The sequence below is a fragment of the Paeniglutamicibacter selenitireducens genome, assembly GCF_051550675.1.
Classification (GTDB): domain Bacteria; phylum Actinomycetota; class Actinomycetes; order Actinomycetales; family Micrococcaceae; genus Paeniglutamicibacter.
In genome coordinates, this window is record NZ_JBPULF010000001.1 from 235,601 (window position 1) to 257,006 (window position 21,406).

Below are 21,406 nucleotides of genomic sequence, written 5' to 3' on the forward strand. Positions count from 1 at the left end.
TCGTGGCTGCGGGGTGTTGCGCCGTGTGGCTGGGGGTGGGTTTCGGGTGCGGCCATCGGTTCAGCCGGCGGGTCAAACGGCGGGCAGCAGCTCGCGGGCCGCGGGTGAAGCGGCGGGGGTGGCCGCTGCAGTTGCCGCGGGGGTCCCGGCGGCGTGCGGGCTGATGCGCACCACGTCGCCGATGACTATCACCGCGGGGTTCGCCACGCCGATCCGCTCGGCGGTGGCGGCGATGGAATCCAGCCTGTCGATGGTGATGCGCTGGTCCGGGCACCAGCCGCGCTCGATGACCGCCACCGGGGTGTCCGCGGGCAACCCGCGGCCCAGCAGCGTGGCGGTGTTGCGCGCCAGCCGGGCCACGCCCATCAGCAGCACAAGCGTGTGGTCGGGCCGGGCCGGCAGCTCGGAGAGCTCCTCGTGCCCGGTGGCCATCGAGAATCCCGTGGCCACACCGCGGTGGGTGACGGGGATCCCGGCGGCTGCCGGCACCGAGATGGCGCTGGTGACCCCGGGGACCACCGATACCTCGACGCCGTGCTCGCGGCAGTAGGCGGCCTCCTCGCCGCCGCGGCCCAGCACGAACGGGTCCCCGCCCTTGAGCCGGACCACCCGGTTGCCGGCCCTGGCCTCGGCGACAAGCACCGCGTTGATCTCGTCCTGGGTGGCCAGGTGGTCGCCCGGCGCCTTGCCGACCTCGATGATGCGCACGGACGGATCGAGCTCCTTGAGCAGCCCGCGCGGGCCCAGCCGGTCGGCGACCACCACATCGGCGGCGGCCAGCAGGCGGCGCCCGGTAACGGTGATCAACCCGGCGTCGCCCGGGCCCCCGCCGACCAGTGCCACGGACCCGGCACCCGAGCGGCGGCGGCGCAGCGGCAGCAGGCCGGTGTCGGCGGCCAGCGCAATGGCGTTGCGCAGCCCGGCCGCGCGGCGCGGGTCCCCGCCGGCGGTGACGGCCACCGTCACGCCCTCGGAGGTCCGCGTGGCCGCCGGGGTCCAGGCGCTGGAGGCAGCCTGGTCCGAGGCGTTGACACACCAGGTCTGCCGGGCGTCGGCGTCGGCGGAGACCCGCGCGTCAAGCGCCTTGTTGCCGGTGGCGGTGTGGGCCAGCCACATGCCCTCCAGGTCCCCGGGCTCGTAGCCGCGGCGCAGCCACAGGAGCTTCCCTGCGGCGGCGGCCCGGGCAATCGGCCCGGCGGCGTCCGGGGCGATGACGGTGATCTTCGCCCCGGCCTCCAGCAGTTGTTCGACGCGGCGGGCGGAGACCTTTCCCGCGCCGACGCAGAGCACGTCCTTGCCGGCCAGGCGCAGGGCCAGCGGGTGGATGGGCGACTCGGTGGGTGGTGTCATGGCCTGCTCCTTCGGGCGGGGGTTCGGGTGCAAATTCGGGTTCAAGTTCAGGTTCAAAATCGGGCGGGGCATCGGGTGGTCGGAGTCGGGGTGCGTGGAGCGCTGGTTCATCGCCCGGCCCCGGGGGCCAGGCCGCGGCGGCGCAGCAGCCGCCGTTCCAGGGGCGCGAAAACCAGCAGCTCGATCACGATGCCGACCACCAGGATCGCCAGGATCGCGCAGGCGACAACCGCCATCGAGGACAGGTCCCGGCCCTGCTGCAGCAGCGAACCCAGGCCGAAGCCGATGGAGCCGCCGACGGCGATGATCTCCGCGGCCATCAGCGAGCGCCAGGAGAATGCCCAGCCCTGCTTGAGTCCGCCCAGGTAGCCGGGCATCGCCGCCGGCAGCACGATGCGCAGCAGGCCCTGGGCGCGGCCGGCCCCCAGCACGGTGCCCAGCCGCCGGTACAGCGGCGGGACGGTGTCGATGCCGGAGAGCAGCCCGTTGATGATGGAGGGGGTCGCGCCCATGACGACGACGAAGTAGACGGTGGCGTCGGTGAGGCCGAACCAGATGATGGCCGCCGGCACCCAGGCCACCGACGGCAGCACCTGCAGGCCGGAAACCAGCGGGCCGATGCCTCGGCGCAGCAGCGGGGAGGCCGAAAGCAGCAGCCCCAGCGGGGTGCCGATGGCCAGTGCCAGCAGGAACCCGAGCACCCCGCGCTGCAGGCTGGTGGCCACGGCCTCCCCCAGCCGGCCGTCGGCAGCCAGGTCCGCTGCGGCGGCAAACACCTCGAGCGGCCCGGGGAACAGGTCGACGCGCGGGGAGGCGAACCAGGCGGCCAGCTGCCACAGGCTCAGCAGGCCGATGAGCGTGCCCAGCGGCAGCAGCACCCGCGAGGCGGCGGACCGGCGGGCGGCCGCCGGGGCACCCTGCAGGTTGTCCAGCCCGGCCTCGAGTTCCTTCAGGGTGTCGACGGGTCCGCCGGGGCTGCCGGGGCCGCCGTCCGGGTGGCCGGCGGGGGTGCCGGGCTGCCCGTCGGAGGGGGTGCCGGAGGGGGTGCCGGCACGGTTGCCGGACTGCCCGCCGGCGTGCGTGGAAACGGTGCTGGGGCTAGTGGGCATGGTGGCGGATCTCCTCGCGCAGACGCTGGGTGATGTCTTGGGTGAGCTTCGCGGCCGCGGCCGGGTCGCTGCGCACCGAGGGGTCGATCTCCCATTCCGCGGCCACGCGGCCGGGGCGGGAGGAGAGCAGCAGGACCCGCTGGCCCAGCCGCACGGCCTCGCGGACGTTGTGGGTCACGAAGACCACGGTGCGCCGGTGGGCGCGCCAGAGCCTTTCGAGCTCGTCGTGCAGAAGGTCCCGGGTTATCGCATCCAGCGCCGCGAACGGCTCGTCCATCAGCAGCACGGGCTTGTCCTGCCCGAGCGCACGCGCCAGCGAGGCGCGCTGGCGCATGCCCCCGGAGAGCTCGTGCGGGCGCTTGGACCCGGCGTCGGAAAGGTGGACTAGTTCCAGCAGCTTCCCGGCCCGCTCGCGGCGTTCGGCGCGGCCGATCCCGCGCAGTTCCAGGGCGAGCTCGATGTTGGCGCGCGCCGTCAGCCAGGGCAGCAGCGCCGCGTCCTGGAACATGAAGGCGGCGCCGCCGGCCGGGACGGTGACGGATCCGGCGGTGGGCGGCTCGAGCCCGGCTATCACGTTCAGCAGCGTGGACTTCCCGCAGCCCGAGGCCCCGAGCACCGCCACGAATTCGCCCTCGGCGATCGTGGTGGTGATGCCGGAGAGCACGGGTGCCGCGCCGTAGTCCTTGGAGAGGTTCTCGATGACGATGCTCATGCCCGTGCCCCCGTTCCGGCAGAGGTGCCGGCCGCGGAGGAAGATGCCGCTGAGCGGCTTGCTGCCGAGGGGCTCGCCGCACGGGCCGCACGGGCCCGCTCCAGGAAGGAGCCGTCCACGAGCCCGTCGAGGCTTGCCGGTTCGGCGAGCGACGCGGCGACGGCGTTGGCCTGCAGGCGCGGGTAGGCCCCGGCCAGCGGGTCCGCCGTGAAGTCCAGCTTGCCCAGCGCGCGCTCCAGCACGGCGTCGGAGAGCGCCGCACCGGCGAGCAGCTCCAGCTGCCCGTTCAGGGTCTTGAGCACCTCGGGCCGCGTGGCGGAGTTGATCCAGTCGAGCGCGGCAAGGTGCCCGCGCAGCAGGGCGTCGACGGTCCCGGGGTGGCGGGCGGCGAAGTCCGGGGAGACCGCCAGCACCGTGGTGGGGAACTTGCCCGGCGCGCCGGTGTCGGTCCCGTCCCACAGGTCGGCCTCGTCGACGAGGACCGTGGCGCCTGCCTCCAGCACCAGCCGGGAGGCCCACGGTTCGGGCAGCCAAGCCCCGTCCAGCGCCCCGGAGCGGAAGAGTTCAAGGGTCTGCGCGTTGGCCGTGGGGGTGATGGAGACTTCCCCGCCGCGCAGATCCGTTTCCAGCCCCTGCCCGGCGAGCCAGGTGCGCAGCGCGACGTCCTGCGTGCCGCCGAGCTGCGGGGTGGCCAGGGTTGCCCCGCGCAGCCCTGCGGCACCGGTGATCCCAGCGCGCACCACCAGCTGGGCGCCGCCGGAGGCAGCGCCGGCCAGTACGCGCAGCCCGCGCCCGCCGCTGGCGGTGAAGGCGGCGATCGCCGGGCTCGGCCCCAGGTAGGCGGCGTCGATGGCGCCGGCGTTCAGCGCCTCGACGGCCTCCGGCCCGGCCCCGAACGTGCTGGTTTCCAGCACGGTGCCGGAGCCGGCCAATTCCGCGGTGAAGAGCCCGCGGGCGACCCCGACGTGCGCCGGGGCGTGCGTGAGGTTCGCGAAGAAGCCCAGCCGCAGGGCGGGCGCCGGGGTGGCGGGTGCCGCAGCGGCGGTCCCGGGCCGCGGCACCGTGGTGGTTGCCGCGGCGCCGAGGACCAGCAGTCCCAGCAGTCCCGTGCCCCCGGCGAGCAGCGCGCGGCGGCCGGGGCCGCGGTGCGGTGGCTCGGCGGTGTACCTGATGGTGTCCATGGGCGGGGTGTCCTCGGGGTCTCGGGGTTGGGTTGGGTTGGGTTGGGTTGGGTTGGGGGCGGTTCGGGGTGTCCGGCCCGGTGGCTACCGGGTGGCGCGTTCGCCGGTGAGCCCGGCGGCCAGCGTGTTGCCGGACTGCTGGTCGATCACCAGGAACGCCCCGGTGCGGTGGTGGGCAGCGTACGGTTCGGTGGGCAGCGCCGCGGCAAGCCGCAGCCGAGCCGTGCCGATGTCGTTGAGTTCCAGTGTTTCCGCGGGCCGCAGCGCAAAGTCCTCGAGGTCAAGCACCCCGGTGATGGCCTCCACGCGGGCGCGCACCGTGGCAGTGCCGTGCTTCACGAGCACCGTGGCGCCCGGGCGCAGCGGCGCGGCGGCCAGCCAGCACAGCTGCGCGGTGAGTTCGGCGGAGGATTCCGGCAGCGTCCCGGCCGCGGCGATGGTGTCCCCGCGGGCGATGTCGATCTCGTCGGCCAGCCGCAGCGCCACCGAGGCGGGCGCGGCGGCCGATTCCAGCGCAACGCCCGCGGCGTCGATCCCCACCACGGTGGTCTCGCGGCGCGGGGCTCCCGGGGAGGCGACGGTGACCCGGTCCCCCACGGCGACGGTGCCCTCGGTGACCGCCCCGGCATAGGCGCGGTAGTCGCGGAACGCCTCGGCATCGAGCCCCGGGGCCAGTGCCCCCTGCGGCCGCAGCACCAGCTGCACCGGGAAGCGGAACGCCTCGGCCCGGCTCCCGCCTCGGTTCGCTTCCCCGTTCACGTCCCCGCCGGTGGCCTGCTCGTCGCGCGTCGGCAGGGATTCGAGCAGCCCCAGCAGCGTGTGCCCGGTGTACCAGGGGGTGTGTGCGGAGCGCTCCACCACGTTGTCGCCCACCAGTGCGGAGACCGGAAGGGTGTGCGGCGCCGGCAGGCCCAGCCCGGCGGCCACGCGGGCCACGTCGGCGGCGATGTCCGCGAAGCGCGCCTCGTCGTAGTCGATCAGGTCGATCTTGTTCACCGCGACGATGACGTGCGGCACGCGCAACAGGCCTATCACGCCCAGGTGGCGGCGCGTCTGCTCCAGCACGCCCTTGCGTGCGTCGATCAGCACGATGGCGGCGTCGGCCGTCGAGGCACCGGTGACGGTGTTGCGGGTGTACTGCACGTGCCCGGGGCAGTCCGCGAGCACGAAGGAGCGCGCGCCGGAGCTGAAGTAGCGGTAGGCGACGTCGATGGTGATGCCCTGCTCGCGCTCGGCGCGCAGCCCGTCGGTGAGCAGCGCCAGGTCCAGGGTGCCGTCGCCGCCGCCGAAGCCGGTCTCCGCGGAGGTGCGGGCCAGCGCCTCCAGGGTGTCGGCCAGCACGGCCTTGGCGTCGTGCAGCAGCCGGCCGACCAGCGTGGATTTGCCGTCGTCGACGGAACCGGCGGTGGCGAAGCGGAAGAGCCCGCGCGTGCCGAGGCTTGCGGGGGGTGCCGTGACAGTGGCTGCGGTGGGAGCTGCGGCAGGTGCCGCGGGGATGTCCAGGTTCGTGGTGCTCATTAGAAATAGCCGTCCTTCTTGCGGTCTTCCATGGCCGCCTCGGAGATGCGGTCATCGGCGCGGGTGGCCCCGCGTTCGGTCAGCGTGGTGGTGGCGACCTCGCGGATGACGTCGGCCACCGTGCGGGCCGCCGAAAGCACGGCCCCGGTGCAGGACATGTCCCCCACGGTGCGGTAGCGCACGGTGCGCGTTTCCACTGGCACGCCCGCTGCCGGGGCGCTGAACTCCCCGACGGCCCGCCACATGCCCGAGTGCTCGAAGACCTCGCGCTCGTGGGCGTAGTAGAGCTCCGGCAGCTCGATGCCCTCGCGTTCGATGTAGCGCCAGATGTCCAGCTCGGTCCAGTTGCTGATCGGGAACGCGCGCACGTGCTGGCCCGGGGTGTGCCGCCCGTTGTAGAGGTTCCACAGCTCGGGGCGCTGGTTGCGCGGGTCCCACTGGCCGAACTCGTCGCGCAGGGACAGGATGCGTTCCTTGGCGCGCGCCTTGTCCTCGTCGCGGCGCCCGCCGCCGAAGAGCACGTCGAAGCGGTTCGCGGAGATCGCGTCCAGCAACGGGGTGGTCTGCAGCGGGTTGCGGGTGCCGTCGGCGCGTTCGGCGAGCCGCCCGTCGTCGATGTAGTCCTGCACGCTGGCCACGACAAGGCGCAGGCCCAGCTTCTGGACGGTGCGGTCGCGGAACGCGATGACCTCGGCGAAGTTGTGCCCGGTGTCGACGTGCAGCACCGGGAAGGGCACGGTGCCGGGCCAGAAGGCCTTGGTGGCCAGGTGCAGCATGACCACGGAGTCCTTGCCGCCGGAGAAGAGCATGGCGGGGCGTTCGAACTCCGCGGCGACCTCGCGCAGGATGTGGATGGACTCCGCCTCCAGGGCGTCGAGCACATCCGTGGTGCCGGCCGGCGCGGGGGCGGCTGTCGTGGTGGCGCTCATCTCTGGCTCCTTCGTCGGTGGGAAACGCTGTGGGAAAGTCGATGGGAAAGTCGGTGGGAAACGGGGCGGGTGCGGCTCATCGGTGGATGCCGCATTCGGTCTTGGCCAGGCCCGCCCAGCGGCCCGAACGCGGGTCCTCGCCCTCGGCCACCGGGCGGGTGCATGGTGCGCAGCCGATCGAGGGGTAGCCGTGGGCCAGCAGCAGGTTCACCGGGACGTTGCGTTCCGCGGCGTAGCCGGTGAGTTCCTCGAAGCTCCAGGCGGCCAGCGGGTTGACCTTGACCAGGCCGTGCGCCTCGTCCCAGGTCACCAGCGGCGTGTCGGCGCGGGTGGGGCCCTCGTCGCGGCGCACGCCGGTGAACCAGAGCCGGTAGCCGGCCAGCGCCTTCGCCAGCGGCTCCATCTTGCGCAGCCTGCAGCAGGTGCCAGGGTCCCGCTCGTGCAGCCGGGGGCCGAGCTCGGCGTCCTGCTGCTCCACGGTGCGCTCAGGGAGCACGTCGACGATCCGCACGTCGAGCGCCGCGGCGACCTCGTTGCGCGTCGCATGGGTCTCCCCGAAGTGGTAGCCGGTCTCCAGGAAGAGCACGTCGACCCCGGGCAGCGCCTCGGCCACGACAGCCGGCAGCACCGCGTCGGCCATCGAGCAGGCGACGGCCACCTCGGCGGTCGCGAAGTTCGCCTTGACCCAGGCGATGACCTCGGCGGCCGGGGCGTCGAAGCCCAGCGCCGCGGCGCCGGCCTCCGCCAGCGCGCGGTCGGCCAGAGCACGGTCCGCGGCGTCCGCAACCACGTTCGCGGCGCTCACAGCACGTCCTCGTCCGCGGCACGGTGCGACCAGGCGGCGAAGGACTCGCCCTCGTGGCTGCCCGCCGAGTAGTTTTCCAGCACCCGCTCGACGTAGCCGGGCAGTTCGGCGGCGGTGACCTTCAGGCCGCGCACGGTGCGGCCCAGGCCGGCCTCGTCGCGCGAGGTGGAGGCCAGGCCCCCGCCCAGGTGGACCTGGAAGCCGGGGGTCTGCCCGCCGTTGCCGTCGGGCAGCAGCTGGCCCTTGAGCCCGATGTCCGCCGTCTGGATGCGGGCGCAGGAGTTCGGGCAGCCGTTCACGTGCAGGGACAGCGATGCCGGCAGGCGCACCGCCGACTTCGAGGCGAAGCGTTCCTCCAGCTCGGCGACGGCGGCGATGGTGGTGTCCTTGGTGTCGACTATCGCGAGCTTGCAGAACTCGATGCCGGTGCAGGCGATCGCCGAGCGGCGGAAGATGCTTGGCGCCGTGGCAAGGCCCAGCGCGTCGAGCTCCGCCGCGGCGGCAGCGACAGACTCCGCGGGGATGTCCAGCGCCAGCAGCTTCTGGTGCGGGGTGGTGCGCAACCGCCGGGAGCCGTGGCGCTCCAGCAGGTCGGCCAGCTCCAGCAGCAGCGTGCCGGAGAGCCGGCCCGCGTTCGGGGATGCGCCGATGAAGAAGCGCCCGTCTTTCTGCTCGTGGATGCCCACGTGGTCCCCGGGGGTCGTCGGCTTCGCCGGCGCGTCGCCGTCGGGCAGCGCGTAGCCGAGGTATTCCTCCTCAAGCACGCGGCGGAACTTCTCCGGCCCCCAGTCGTTCATCAGGAACTTCAGCCGCGCCTTGTTGCGCAGCCGGCGGTAGCCGTAGTCGCGGAAGATCGACACGACGCCCAGCCACACCTCGGCGGCCACCTCCGCGGAGACGAAAACGCCCAGGCGCTCGGCAAGCCGCGCGTTGGTGGACAGCCCGCCGCCGACCCACAGGTCGTAGCCGGCGCCGAGCTCCGGGTGGATGACGGCGATCAGCGCGATGTCGTTGATCTCGTGCACCACGTCCTGCGAGGGGTGCCCGGAGATCGCCGTCTTGAACTTGCGCGGCAGGTTCGCCAACTCGGCGTCGCCGATGAAGCGCTCGCGGATCTCGCGGATCACCGGGGTCGGGTCGATGATCTCGTCCTTGGCGATCCCAGCCACCGGGGAGCCCAGGATCACGCGCGGCACGTCCCCGCAGGCCTCGGTGGTGTCCAGCCCGACGGCCTCGAGCCGGCGCCAGATCTCCGGGACGTCGACGACGTCGATCCAGTGCAGCTGGATGTTCTGCCGGTCCGTCACGTCGGCGGTGTTGCGGCCGAAGTCGCGGGAGATCCCGCCGATGGTGCGCAGCTGTTCGGTGCTCAGCGTGCCGCCGTCGATGCGCACGCGCAGCATGAAGTAGCGGTCCTCGAGCTCGTGCGGCTCCAGCGTGGCGGTCTTGCCGCCGTCGATGCCCGGCTTGCGCTGGGTGTAGAGACCCCACCAGCGGAAGCGGCCGTGCAGGTCGGTGGGGTCGATGGAGTCGAACCCGCCGTGCGCGTAGACCTTTTCGATGCGCTCGCGCACGTTCAGCCCGTTGTCGTCCGCCTTGAACGCCTCGTTGGGGTTCAGCGGCGCGGTGCCGTCGATCTTCCACTGCCCGTGCGGCTTGGCCGCGGGGCGGGCGGGCCGCGTGCGGGCCGGGGTGTCGGTTGCCTGTGTCATGCCCCGACCCTAAGTCCGGCCCGGGGCACCCCGCCAACGCCTCCCGACCCGAAGCGTCATCTCGTCACGCGGCGACTCATTCGGTGCCCGCGGCACCATCCGCGAGTGCCTCGGCGAGTCTTCCGGCGACACATTGAGCGAGTGTTACGTCCGGCAGCAGCGCCCCGGAGACATGGTCGGCGCCGGCGCCGGAGAGCCGGTCGTGGAAGAACCCGGGGGCCAGCAGGAAGGAGGCGATGCCCACCCGCTGCGCCCCCGCCGCGCGGGCCGCGGCCACCGCATCGGGTACCGACGGCGCCGCAGCGGAGCAGTACGCCACGGCCACCGGCTGTCCCAGTTCCGCGGCCAGCAGCTGCGCCATCCGGGCCGCCTGCCGCTGCCCGGACTCGATCCGGGTGCCCGCCGCGGCGAGCACCACCGCGTCCCCGGGCCGGTGCCCGGCCTCGGCCAGGCGCCGGGCCAGCACCCCGGCCAGGCGCGGGTCCGGGCCCAGCGGGGCGGCGGTGCGGGTTGCCGGACGTGTCGCCACCGCCTCGGCGATGTCCACCGAGGTGTGGAAGCCCTCCGAGAGCAGCAACGGGACGACGACGGCGTCCTCCCCGGGCGGCAACGCGGCGAGCACCGCGCCGAGCCCGGGTTCCTGCACATCGACATAGGCCTCGTGCACCTGCGCGTGCACGCCCTGGGCCGCGAGCACCGCCGCCAGGTCCGCGCGCAGGCCGTCCACCAGCCCGCGGCCCCTCGTGTTGTCGGTGCCGTGGGCGCAGGCGACCACGTGCAGGGGCCGCGGCCCGGTGGGTGCTTCTACGTGCTGGTTCAGTGAATTCCGTGGTGACATGAGCGAAGCCTAACCACCGCCGGTGCGTTGCCCCAAGCACCGTGTCGTTTCGTTGCCCGCCCCTGCACCGGCGCGGGCGGCCTGCACACCGCCCCGTCCGGGAGCCGCGGCCCGCCGTCCGTGGCAGACTGTTCCCGGTACGCCGGTTCCCCTGTGTACCCCACCGGCAGGGAGGACCACCCCCATGGGCACGCTTGCGGATTTCTCCGGGTTCCTCGAATCACTCACCGCTGCCCCGGAATCCGATGAGCGCGGCCGCCGCCTGGCGCTCGGGCACGCGCTGCTGCGCCTCTTCGATGCCGACTTCTTCGCCTCCTGCCGGGTCGGTGCCGACGGATCCTTCGCCGCCCCGGTGTGGATCAACATGTCAGCGGAGAACATGGGCAACTACCTGGGGCACTACCAATTTCACGACCCGCTCACGCCCCGGATGCGCGCTGCGGGCCGGGCCATGCGCGTCTTCGACGCCGTCGACCCCGCCCGACTGCACGAGTCGGAGTTCCACCGCGATTTCCTGGCCGTCGACGGACTCGCCGAGGGCATGAACTACTTTCCCGCGCAGTCGCTGCCCGGGACCCTGGACCTGCGCATCTGGCGCGCGGCCGGCCGCACGCCGTTCAGCGGCGAGCAGGTGCGGCTGCTGCAAGGAAGCGGCGACCTTCTCCAGCGCCTGCTGCCGGGCGGGGGCCGGTTGCCGGGCGAGGGAGGCCGCTCCCGGCTGGATTCGCTCACCGCGCGCGAACGCGACGTGGCCCTCGCCGTGGCCCGCGGCGTGAGCGACCGCGCGGCCTGCGCCGAGCTTGGCTGCTCGTTGGGAACCCTGCGCACCCACCTGTCCCGGGTCTTCGCCAAGCTCGGGGTCGGCAGCCGCAGCGAACTCGCCGCCCGGTGGGGCCCGCTGCAGGAGGCACCGCGGTCGTCAAGTCGGCAGAACTGACGATGGCGCCGCCCCGGGTCCGCGCATAGGCTCGTGCCCGGCAGCGTTCCCCGCGGGGACTCCCCTACAGAGGCAAGGACACGGCATGAGCGAGCACGGCATAGGCACGGAAGGCACGGGCACCGGCACCGGCACCGGCACCGACGGCATGACGGGCCGTGACCTGGAGCCCGGGATCTGGACCCACCGCCCCGCCGGCGCCGGTGACGATGCCGGTGACAGAACCGAGGCCGTGGGCACCGCGGACCTCGCCGGCGGCTTCGACTTCGCGGTCAAGGCGAACATCGAGGTTCGCGGCATGCCGGCGAACGCGGCAAGCCCGGTGTTCGGCGGCCACCTGGCCGACGCCGACGCCCTGGTGGTCACGGCGCTCAAGCGCCGCGGGGGCCGCGTCGCCGGGCTGACGAACATGCACGAGCTGGCGTTCGGGATCACCAGCAACAACGCGGCCTTCGGCCCGGTGCGCAACCCCTTCGACCCGCTGCGTTCGGCCGGCGGCTCCAGCGGCGGCAGCGCGGCGGCGGTGGCCGCGGGCCTGGTCCCGGTCTCGCTGGGCACGGACACCGGTGGCTCGATCTCGGTGCCCGCCGCTTCCTGCGGCGTCGTCGGCTTCCGCCCGAGCACCGGCCGCTGGCCTAACGACGGCACCATCGGGCTCTCCTGGTCCCGCGACACCGTCGGCGTGCACACCCGCAGCGTCGCCCATGCCGCGCTGGTCGACGCCTGGGTCACCCACGAGCCGGAGGCCGCACGGGAGGGGGAACTGCCGGTGCTCGGCGTGCCCACCGCCTTCCGCCGGGACCTGGACCCGGCGGTCCGGCTGCGCTTCGAGGCGGTGCTGGAGGGGCTCGGCGCCCACGCCGACATCGTCGACATCGACCTGGATCCGGTCTTCGCGCTGACCGATGCCGCCCAGTGGGACCTTGTCGGCTGGGAAGCCCCGCGCCTGCTGGCCGCCTACCTGGCCGCGGCGGAGGACATCGCCCCCGGCGAGGCCCTGGCACAGCTGCCCGCCCGCGCGGCATCGCCCGATGTCAGGGCCATCCTGCAGGGCTACGTGGAGCACCCCGTGACGGCCGACGCCTATGCCGCGGCCCGCGGACTGACGGACATCGCCCGCGAACGGTATGCCGCCGCGATGGCCGACGCCGGCATCGCGGCGCTGCTCTTCCCGACGATGCCGACCGTCCCGCAGTTGCTGGGTCAGGACGACACCGTCGAGCACCTCGGCCGGTCCGTGCCGCTCTTCCCGCTGGTGACCCGGCACACGGGACCCGGCACCGTGCTGGGCGTGCCCTCCGTGACGCTTCCGGCCGGGCTCACGGCCGGCGGCCTGCCCGTGGGCATCACCCTGCAGGGCACCGCCCACCGGGACCGGGAACTGCTCTCGCTCGCCGCGCGCCTCGAGGCGCTGCTCGACTGAGCTGCCCTGGACCGGCGCGCCTTGCTGGCCCTGCGCTCCGTCTACCCCTCCGCCTGCCGCGCCTCGAGATAGTCGCGCAGCACCAGCGCATGGTTCTCCACCTGGTTGCGGGCGGCGAAGAGCAGCACCATGTCGGGGTGGTCGGCGGCCAGGGCCAGCAGGCGCCCGGCCCCCGCAGCCGCGGAACCCGTCTCCAGTTCCCGCAGGTAGTGTTCTCGGAATTCGGCGTAGCGTTCGGCCATGTGGTTGAAGGCGACCCGCAGCTCGGCTGACGGCGCCGCGTCCTTGGCCCAGTCGTCCAGCTGCGCGCGTTCCTTGCTGAGCCCGCGCGGCCACAATCTGTCCACCAGCACCCGGAATCCGCCGTCCGGTTCGTCGTATGCGCGCATGACGCGGAAAGTGCCCATGTCCGAACCCTAGCCCGAGCCGGGCGGTTCCTCCAGCACCGCCGACCCAGTCGACGGCGGACTCACGCGAAGGCGAACTCCCGGATGGCAACCGCCGCCGCACCGCGCGCCCACTTGTCGAAATCCCCGCCCAGCACCTCCAGGCGTACCTCTCCGGCCTCGGGGTCGCGGTCCGCGGACAGGGCGCTGCGCACTTCGCCGCCGTACCGGGTGAACAGCTCGATGCCCTCGCCGCCGAGAACCACGGTGTTCACCATGGCCAGGTTGGCGGCGGCTGCCAGGAAGCGCCCCAGCGCGTGCGCCGCGCTGCGCAGGACAGACGACGCATCGGGATCACCCGCCTCCGCCAGCCCGAACACCTCCGCGTAGCCGACCTCGCGCCCCAGCGCCGCGGAAACCTGAGCGCAAATACCTGGCATCGAGAACATCGCCGTCGAGCAGCCGCGGTGCCCTGCGGGGCACCACGGGCCGGTGGGGTCTATCGGGAAGTGGCCGCCGAGTCCCAACCCGGTGTCGCGCCCGCGCACCACCTTCCCGCCCATGGCCAGCCCGTACCCGATGCCCGCGCCCAGCGTCACCACGGCGAAGTCGTCCACCCCGCGCCCGGCGCCGAACCACTGCTCCGCCGCCACAAGCGCCGTCACGTCGTTCTCGAGAAGCACCGGCAGCCCGGTGCGTTCGCGCAGCAGCTCCCCCAGCGGCACGTTGCGCCAGCCCAGGAAGGGCGCCCGCTCCACGAGCGTCCCGCCGGAGACCTGTCCGCCGATCGAGATGCCGATGCCGGCAACGGGCTTGCCGGAGCGCACGCGCAGCTCGGCGGCCAGCGCCGCCAGGGTCCCGAGCACCTGGTCCTCGCCGTGGCCCGGCAGCTCCCGCTCCCCGCGCGCCAGGCAGTTCGCGCGCAGGTCGGTGAGCACCCCCTGGGCCGAGGTCCCGGTGAGCTTGATCCCGACGAAGAACCGGGCGTCCTGGCGGATGTCGAGCAGCCGGACCGGGCGGCCCACGCTCCCGTCCAGCACCAGGTCGATCTCGGTGGCGATCCCTGCATCGAGCAGCGGCTTGCCCAGCCGGGTGAGGCTGGCGGCGCTGAGCCCCAGCCGCCGGGAAAGCTGCGCGCGCGAGGTGGGCCCGTGGACCAGCAGGGCACGCGCCACCTCGCGCTCCTGGTCGCTGAGCACCACCGGGCCCGGATCGCCAGGTCCGCCAGGTCCGGCAGGTCCGCCAGGTCCGGCAGTCTGGCCGCGTGCGGCGCTCCTGCTTCCTCTCGTGGCTTTCGTTGACATGGGGGAAGTTTATTTCATGACGGTCGTAATTGCCGATCCACCCGATGCCGGGGTGGCCGCCCGGACCGCCGCTTCCCCCTGTACCTGCCGACTGGGCGGACCTTGACAACACAATTAGTTTCGTCATAAAAATAATCTAGGCGCGAGGCCCTTCGTCGCGCGCCGGCTGCACCATGTCCCGCCGCAGCCCCACCGCCCTGCCACACCGCCCTGCCCCGCCGGCCGGCGCCACGAGAGGACCACCGCACCGTGAACCAGACAGAACAGCCAGCCACACCGGACGGGGATTGGTGGCGCCAGGCCGCCGTCTACCAGATCTACCCGCGCAGCTTCGCTGACTCCAACGGTGACGGCATCGGCGACCTCGCCGGCGTCACCTCCCGCATCGACTACCTGTCCCGGCTGGGCATCGACGCGATCTGGCTCTCCCCCTTCTACCCCTCGGCGCTTGCCGACGGCGGCTACGACGTCGACGACTACCGGAATGTCGACCCGCGACTGGGAACCCTCGAGGACTTCGACGCCATGGTCGCCGCGGCGCATGCGGCTGGCATCAAGGTCATCGCCGACGTCGTTCCCAACCACAGCTCCAACCGCCACGAGTGGTTCACCGCGGCGCTCGCTGCGGCCCCGGGCTCACCGGAACGCGCCCGCTACCACTTCCACGACGGGCTGGGCGAGCACGGCGAACTTCCGCCCTCGGACTGGCCCTCGCACTTCGGCGGGCCCGCCTGGAGCCGCGTCACAGAATCCGCCGGGGACAACGCGGGTCGCCCGGGCCAGTGGTACCTGCACCTTTTCGCCTCCGAACAGCCCGACCTGAACTGGGAGAACCCGGAAGTGCGCGAGGACTTCCACACCACGCTGCGCTTCTGGGCGGACCGCGGCGTTGACGGGTTCCGCGTCGATGTCGCCCACGCCCTGGTCAAGGACATGAGCCTGCCGCTGCGCTCCAAGCCGGACCTGGCGATCACCGTCGACGACGGCTCCGACGTGCTCTTCGACCGCGACGCCGTCCACGAGATCTACGCGGGTTGGCGCTCGGTGCTCAACGATTACGACCCGCCGCGCACCGCGGTCGCCGAGGCCTGGGTGCCGTTCACCGAGCGCCGGCTGCGCTACGCCAGGCCCACCGGGCTGGGGCAGGCGTTCAACTTCGACCTGCTGGAGGCGCCCTTCGAGCCCGCCGCCTTCCGCGGCATCGTCGCCCGCTGCCTGGCCGAGGCCGAGGCCTCCGGCGCGTCCTCCACCTGGGTGTTCTCCAACCACGATGTCGTCCGCCATCCCTCGCGCTACGCCCTTCCCGACGGCACCGACGGCGCTGGCCGGGAAGCCTGGCTGCTCTCCGGCGGCCTGGAACCGGCGGCGGACCCGGAGCGCGGGTTGCGCCGCGCCCGCGCCGCAACGCTGTTCATGCTGGGCCTGCCCGGCTCCGCCTACCTCTACCAGGGCGAGGAGCTGGGCCTCTTCGAGGCAGCGGACCTGCCCCCGGAATCCCTGCAGGACCCCACCTGGTTCCGCACGGAACGCAAGGTCAAGGGCCGCGACGGCTGCCGGGTGCCGCTGCCGTGGGACGCCTCGGGGGAAAACCTCGGCTTCGGCGGCGCACCCTGGCTTCCCCAGCCGGCGTGGTTCTCCCGCCACGCGGTCACGGCGCAGGACGGCACGGCGGGTTCCACGCTGGAGCTCTACCGCTCGGCACTGGCGTGGCGCCGCACCCTGCAGGGAACCGAATCGCTGGAATGGGTCTCGGAGCCGGAGGCCACGCTGGCCCACTACCGGCGCCCCAACGGCTGGCGGGTGCTGACGAACTTCGGCACCGAACCGGCGGACCTGCCCGAGGGGCTCGACGCATCCCGGATCGTGCTCTCCAGCGGAGCCGGCACCGGCCCCGACACCGACCCGGGCAGCGCGCCGGCCACCCAGGTCCCCGGAGAGACCACCCTCTGGTTCGCCCCCTGACCCTGACCGTTGGCCCGCGCTGTCGGCCCGGACCCCGAAACCGCACGGGTCCCCGCCGGGTGACTCCCGGGCGGCTCCCTGGCGACTCCCCCGGGGCGCACGCTTCATCGCGCCGCGCCCCGGGGCCTGTCCCGCGGCGCGTTTGTGGCGCGCACCACCCCGGCCCCGACTGGGGGTAACGGCGCGGACATGGAAGAATGGGAGCCATGGCTGAAGACACCTTGGGCACAGACACGCCCGCAACAGTTTCCGTTCCCGACAAGCCCGCACTGGAGGGCCTGGAGGAACGCCTCGACGCCCGCTGGCGTGCCGAGGGAACCTACAAGTTCAACCCGCAGACCACGCGCGAGCAGGTCTACTCGATCGACACCCCGCCGCCGACCGCTTCGGGTTCGCTGCACGTGGGACACATGTTCTCCTACACCCAGACCGACGTGCTGGCCCGCTACCAGCGCATGAACGGCAAGAACGTCTTCTACCCCATGGGCTGGGACGACAACGGCCTGCCCACCGAACGCCGCGTGCAGAACTACTACGGCGTGCGCTGCGACCCGACCTACGCCTACGTCGAGGGCTACCGCCCGCCGGCCACCCCGGCGAAGAACCAGCGCGACTGGGACGTCGTCTCCCGCAAGAACTTCATCGAGCTGTGCGAGGAACTCGCGGTCGAGGACGAAAAGGTCTTCGAGCACCTCTTCTCCACCCTGGGCCTGTCCGTCGACTGGGACATGACCTACCGCACCATCGACGACGACTCGCGCGCAGTGTCCCAGCGCGCCTTCCTGGCGAACCTCGCCGCGGGCGACGCCTACATGTCCGAGGCCCCGACCCTGTGGGACGTCACCTTCCGCACCGCCGTCGCCCAGGCCGAGCTCGAGGACCGCGAGATGCCGGGCGCGTACTACCGCTACCCGTTCACCGCGGAGGACGGCACCCAGGTCTTCATCGAGACCACCCGCCCGGAACTGCTGGCCGCCTGCGCCGGCCTTGTCGCGAACCCGGACGACGAGCGCTACAAGCCGCTCTTCGGCAAGACCGTCACCTCCCCGCTCTTCGACGTCCCGGTCACCGTGTACCCGCACCCGCTGGCCAAGGCGGACAAGGGCTCGGGCATCGCGATGGTTTGCACCTTCGGCGATTTGACCGACGTCACCTGGTGGCGCGAGCTGCAGCTGCCGACCCGCGCGATCATCGGCCGCGACGGCCGCGTCATCGCCGAGACCCCGGAGTGGATCACCACCGAGGCCGGCCGCGAAGCCTACGCGCAGATCGCCGGCAAGACGGTGTTCTCCGCCAAGGAGGGCGTCGTCGAGCTGTTGAAGGCCGCGGAGCTGCTCGACGGCGAGCCGAAGAAGATCAGCCACCCGGTGAACTTCTTCGAAAAGGGCGACAAGCCCCTGGAAATCGTCTCCTCCCGCCAGTGGTACATCCGCAACGGCGGCCGCGACGAGGACCGCCGCGCACGCCTGATCGCCCGCGGCGAGCAGATCGAGTTCCACCCCTCCTTCATGCGCTCGCGCTACGAGAACTGGATCTCGGGCCTGAACGGCGACTGGCTGGTCTCCCGCCAGCGCTTCTTCGGCGTCCCGGTACCCGTCTGGTACCCGCTGAACGCCGCGGGCGACCCGGACTACGAGAACCCGATCCTGCCGACCGACGGGATGCTCCCGGTCGACCCGGCCGCCGACGCGGCCCCGGGCTTCGAGGAGTCCCAGCGCAACGTCGCCGGCGGCTTCATCGGCGACGCCGACGTGCTCGACACGTGGGCCACCAGCTCGCTGACCCCGCAGATCGTTGGTCGCTGGTCCCGCGAGGACGACTTCTTCAACAAGGTCTTCCCGTTCGACCTGCGCCCGCAGGGCCACGACATCATCCGCACCTGGCTCTTCTCCACCGCCGTGCGCGCCGATGCCCTGCACGATGTCGCGCCTTGGAAGCACGCCGCGATCTCCGGCTGGATCCTTGACCCGGACCGCAAGAAGATGTCCAAGTCCAAGGGCAACGTGGTGGTCCCCACCGACGTGCTCAACGACTACGGGTCCGACGCCGTGCGCTACTGGGCCGCCAGCGCCAAGCTGGGTGCCGACACCGCGTACGAGATCAACCAGATGAAGATCGGCCGCCGCCTGGCGATCAAGATCCTCAACGCCTCCAAGTTCGTGCTGAACCTCGGCGCCACCGAGGCCAACGTCATCACCGGCGATGCCTCGGTCATCACCAACGGCCTGGACAAGTCCGTGCTCGCCCGCCTGTCGCAGGTCATCGACGACGCCACGCGCGCGTTCGACGCCTACGACTACGCCCGCGCGCTGGACATCACCGAGTCGTTCTTCTGGTCGTTCACCGACGACTACGTCGAGCTCATCAAGGACCGCGCCTACGGCGCCCGCGGCGAGGAGGAGCAGGCCTCCGTGCTTGCTGCCCTGGCCACCACGCTCGATGCGGTGCTGCGTCTGTTCGCGCCGTTCCTGCCGTTTGCGACCGAAGAGGTCTGGGGCTGGTGGCGTTCCGGTTCGGTGCACCGCGCCGCATGGCCGAGCTCGGCCCACCTGGCCGATGCCGTCGCCGGCGCCGACACCGCGGTGCTGCCCATCGTCGGCGAGGCGCTCTCGGGCATCCGCAAGGCCAAGTCCGAGGCCAAGGTCAAGCAGCGCACCGAGGTACTCAGCGGTGTCGTCTCGGCACCCGAGGCCCAGCTGGAGCTGTTGCGCCGCGGGCTCGGCGACCTGCTGGCCGCCGGCAACGCCAAGGACCTGACCCTGGTGGCCGCCGAGGGCGCCATCGCCGTGAGCGATGTCGTGCTGGCCCCGGCCGAGGAACCCGTCCAGGCCTAGCAATTCCACGGCAAGAGCAAAGAGGTCGGTGACCGCCATATGGCGGTCACCGACCTCTTGGTTTGTGCGACTTCGGGCATTCCGGGTTCCTGCCCCGGACAGAGGGGAAGCCCCTTCGGCCAACAAACACTAATGTCGGAGGGGCTTCGACTCGGCAGGTCCTCTTTCAGCGATGATTCGAGAACCGGACGAAATCCTCGGTACGTAGGTCTTGTTGTATCGCTGCTACAACCGTGTTCGAAGAGATTCCACGACCACGTCTCTGCGTCTTTGGTTTTCGTTCGGCATCGTTCCGGTATCGATGCGTATATCTTTTATACGCACTCTCACGGGTACGGGCAAGGGCCGGGGCGGAAGTCTGTGCTCCACCCCAGCCCTTGCCGGAAGTTGCTGGCGATATCGCCTCTTGACGGGTTTGCCGCTTAGTTGAGGTTGAACTCCGGCATCTCGTTGCGGCTGCGCTTGAGCTCGAAGAAGTGCGGGTACGCTGCCAGCGTCACGGTGGCGTCGAACAGCGTTCCGGCTTCCTCGCCGGCCGGCACGCGCGTGATGACCGGGCCGAAGAACGCGGTGCCGTTCAACGACATGATCGGGGTTCCCACGTCCTGGCCCACCTGCGAGATACCCTTGTCGTGGCTCACGCGCAGCGCGTCGTCGAAATCGGTGCTGGAGGCAACGTCAGCGAGTTCAGCGGGGAGCCCAACGGTTTCAAGCGCCCGCGAAACGACCTCGGCGTAGTCGGTGACCTTTTCGTAGTGCAGCAGTTCGCCCATGGCCGTGTAGAGGGATCCGATGACGTCTTCACCGTGTGCCTCGGCGGCGGCGATGATCACGCGCACCGGGCCCCAGGCCTTCCCCATGAGCTCCTGGTAGTGCTCGTTCAGGTCCTCGCGGTCCTCATTGAGCACGGCAAGCGACATGACGTTCCAGGCGACTTCGATGTCCCGGACCTTTTCGACTTCCAGCACCCAGCGCGAGGTGGCCCAGGCGAATGGGCATGCGGGATCGAACCAGAAATCGACACGGGTTTTTTCAGACAAGTGCTTGCTCCTTTGTGGACTTGGTTGGGCCGCCCCGCAGGGCCGGCTTTGATCGGTGGAGGATCAGGCCGACTTCTTGCCGCGCTTGGCGGCCAGCTGCTCGGAGATCAGGGTGGGTTCTGCGCCATTGACCACGACATCCGCCGTGATGATGACCTCGGCGACGTCGTCGCGGCTGGGCATCTCAAACATCGTGGCGCTGAGGGTTTCTTCAAGTATCGCACGAAGGCCGCGTGCCCCGGTGGCGCGGGCCAAGGCCAGGTCGGCGATCGCTTCGAGGGCCCCGGGCTCGAAAGTGAGCTCGACCCCGTCCATCCTGAACATCTTCTGGTACTGCTTAATCAGGGCGTTCTTCGGTTCACTGAGGATCTTGATCAACGCGTCGCGATCGAGCTTTTCCACGGTGGTAATGACGGGCAGGCGGCCGATGAACTCGGGGATCAACCCGAACTTCAGCAGGTCCTCGGGCCGCACGTCCGCATAGGAGGCTTCCTCCGACTTGAGCGCCGAAAGCGGGGCCCCGAACCCGATTCCCTTGCGCCCGGCGCGGGAGGAAATGATCTCCTCCAAGCCGGCGAAGGCACCCGCGACAATGAACAGCACGTTTGTCGTGTCGAGCTGGATGAATTCCTGGTGCGGATGCTTGCGCCCGCCCTGCGGCGGGACCGCGGCAACGGTTCCTTCGAGGATCTTCAGCAGTGCCTGCTGTACGCCCTCGCCTGACACGTCGCGGGTGATGGAGGGGTTTTCGCTCTTGCGGGAAATCTTGTCGATCTCGTCGATGTAGATGATGCCCTGTTCGGCCTTCTTCACATCGTAGTCCGCTGCCTGGATGAGCTTGAGGAGAATGTTTTCCACGTCCTCGCCCACGTAGCCGGCCTCCGTCAGTGCCGTGGCATCGGCCACGGCAAAGGGCACGTTGAGCCGGCGGGCGAGGGTCTGGGCCAGGTAGGTCTTGCCGCAGCCGGTGGGGCCGATGAGCAGGATGTTGGACTTGGCGACTTCGACTTCATCCAGCGAGTTGGCATCGGAGAGCGCTGACACCGTCTTGGCGGCGGCACCGCCCTGGATGCGCTTGTAGTGGTTGTACACGGCCACGGCCAGGGAACGCTTGGCGCCCTCCTGCCCGATGACGTACTCCTGCATCGAGTCGAAGATCTCCTTGGGCTTGGGCAGCTCGAAGGCCGTTCCCTCCTCGACCTCGGCAAGTTCTTCCTCGATGATCTCGTTGCAGAGTTCGATGCACTCGGTGCAGATGTAGACGCCGTGCCCGGCAATGAGCTTGCGAACCTGCTTCTGGCTCTTCCCGCAGAAGGAACACTTGAGCAGATCAGACCCTTCACCCATGCGTGCCATAGTGGTGGTC

17 protein-coding genes are annotated in these 21,406 nt (G+C 71.4%); 4 read left to right on the top strand and 13 right to left on the bottom strand.

Translation table 11 applies throughout. The features are described 5' to 3' along the window. Window positions 1-72: 72 nt before the first annotated feature. The 9 genes from cobA to ACSYDW_RS01040 form a co-directional block, all read right to left on the bottom strand. Window positions 73-1,350, bottom strand: a complete 1,278-nt coding sequence (cobA, locus tag ACSYDW_RS01000) for a uroporphyrinogen-III C-methyltransferase (RefSeq protein WP_438336838.1) — start codon at window positions 1,348-1,350, stop codon at window positions 73-75. 107 nt (window positions 1,351-1,457) lie between these two features. Further along, window positions 1,458-2,459 (bottom strand): ABC transporter permease, encoded by a 1,002-nt coding sequence (locus ACSYDW_RS01005; protein WP_438336839.1) that lies wholly within the window; start codon window positions 2,457-2,459, stop codon window positions 1,458-1,460. Beyond that, complete coding sequence (locus ACSYDW_RS01010; protein WP_438336840.1) at window positions 2,449-3,171, bottom strand: ABC transporter ATP-binding protein; 723 nt, start codon at window positions 3,169-3,171, stop codon at window positions 2,449-2,451. Before ACSYDW_RS01010 ends, ACSYDW_RS01005 begins: the two co-directional genes overlap by 11 nt. After that, complete coding sequence (locus ACSYDW_RS01015) at window positions 3,168-4,352, bottom strand: ABC transporter substrate-binding protein (RefSeq protein ID WP_438336841.1); 1,185 nt, start codon at window positions 4,350-4,352, stop codon at window positions 3,168-3,170. Before ACSYDW_RS01015 ends, ACSYDW_RS01010 begins: the two co-directional genes overlap by 4 nt. An 84-nt stretch (window positions 4,353-4,436) precedes the next feature. Continuing rightward, window positions 4,437-5,870, bottom strand: coding sequence for a sulfate adenylyltransferase subunit 1 (locus ACSYDW_RS01020; RefSeq protein WP_438336842.1), 1,434 nt, complete (start codon window positions 5,868-5,870; stop codon window positions 4,437-4,439). Beyond that, window positions 5,870-6,799 (bottom strand): sulfate adenylyltransferase subunit CysD, encoded by a 930-nt coding sequence (gene cysD, locus ACSYDW_RS01025; RefSeq protein ID WP_438336843.1) that lies wholly within the window; start codon window positions 6,797-6,799, stop codon window positions 5,870-5,872. The genes ACSYDW_RS01020 and cysD overlap by 1 nt, the downstream gene beginning before the upstream one ends. A 76-nt stretch (window positions 6,800-6,875) precedes the next feature. After that, entirely contained in the window at window positions 6,876-7,604 is a 729-nt protein-coding gene (locus ACSYDW_RS01030) for a phosphoadenylyl-sulfate reductase (protein WP_438336844.1), read from the bottom strand. Further along, a complete protein-coding gene (locus ACSYDW_RS01035; protein WP_438336845.1) occupies window positions 7,601-9,316 on the bottom strand; it encodes a nitrite/sulfite reductase in 1,716 nt (571 codons plus the stop codon). Before ACSYDW_RS01035 ends, ACSYDW_RS01030 begins: the two co-directional genes overlap by 4 nt. 76 nt (window positions 9,317-9,392) lie before the next feature. After that, window positions 9,393-10,154, bottom strand: coding sequence for a sirohydrochlorin chelatase (locus tag ACSYDW_RS01040; protein WP_438336846.1), 762 nt, complete (start codon window positions 10,152-10,154; stop codon window positions 9,393-9,395). A gap of 184 nt (window positions 10,155-10,338) precedes the next feature. On the opposite strand from ACSYDW_RS01040, the gene ACSYDW_RS01045 reads away from it, so the two are divergent. Both ACSYDW_RS01045 and ACSYDW_RS01050 read left to right on the top strand, forming a co-directional pair. Then, on the top strand, window positions 10,339-11,091 hold the full coding sequence (locus ACSYDW_RS01045) for a helix-turn-helix transcriptional regulator (protein WP_438336847.1): 753 nt from the start codon (window positions 10,339-10,341) through the stop codon (window positions 11,089-11,091). 85 nt (window positions 11,092-11,176) lie between these two features. Then, complete coding sequence (locus ACSYDW_RS01050) at window positions 11,177-12,514, top strand: amidase family protein (RefSeq protein WP_438336848.1); 1,338 nt, start codon at window positions 11,177-11,179, stop codon at window positions 12,512-12,514. A gap of 41 nt (window positions 12,515-12,555) precedes the next feature. On the opposite strand, the gene ACSYDW_RS01055 is transcribed toward ACSYDW_RS01050, so the two are convergent. Together ACSYDW_RS01055 and ACSYDW_RS01060 are read right to left on the bottom strand one after the other, a co-directional pair. Next, entirely contained in the window at window positions 12,556-12,921 is a 366-nt protein-coding gene (locus ACSYDW_RS01055) for a DUF488 domain-containing protein (protein WP_438336849.1), read from the bottom strand. A gap of 62 nt (window positions 12,922-12,983) precedes the next feature. Then, the gene (locus ACSYDW_RS01060) at window positions 12,984-14,204 is read right to left on the bottom strand and encodes an ROK family protein (RefSeq protein WP_438336850.1); all 1,221 of its coding nucleotides are present in this window, start codon (window positions 14,202-14,204) and stop codon (window positions 12,984-12,986) included. A gap of 249 nt (window positions 14,205-14,453) precedes the next feature. Here ACSYDW_RS01060 and ACSYDW_RS01065 point away from each other — a divergent pair, with 249 nt between their 5' ends. Both ACSYDW_RS01065 and valS read left to right on the top strand, forming a co-directional pair. Then, window positions 14,454-16,166, top strand: coding sequence for a glycoside hydrolase family 13 protein (locus ACSYDW_RS01065; RefSeq protein WP_438336851.1), 1,713 nt, complete (start codon window positions 14,454-14,456; stop codon window positions 16,164-16,166). Window positions 16,167-16,372: 206 nt separating this feature from the next. After that, complete coding sequence (valS, locus tag ACSYDW_RS01070; protein WP_438336852.1) at window positions 16,373-19,000, top strand: valine--tRNA ligase; 2,628 nt, start codon at window positions 16,373-16,375, stop codon at window positions 18,998-19,000. Window positions 19,001-19,422: 422 nt separating this feature from the next. On the opposite strand, the gene ACSYDW_RS01075 is transcribed toward valS, so the two are convergent. Continuing rightward, complete coding sequence (locus ACSYDW_RS01075) at window positions 19,423-20,040, bottom strand: mycothiol-dependent nitroreductase Rv2466c family protein (protein WP_438336853.1); 618 nt, start codon at window positions 20,038-20,040, stop codon at window positions 19,423-19,425. Between the two features lie 63 nt (window positions 20,041-20,103). Then, the gene (clpX, locus tag ACSYDW_RS01080; protein WP_438336854.1) at window positions 20,104-21,396 is read right to left on the bottom strand and encodes an ATP-dependent Clp protease ATP-binding subunit ClpX; all 1,293 of its coding nucleotides are present in this window, start codon (window positions 21,394-21,396) and stop codon (window positions 20,104-20,106) included. Between the last annotated feature and the right edge of the window lie 10 nt (window positions 21,397-21,406).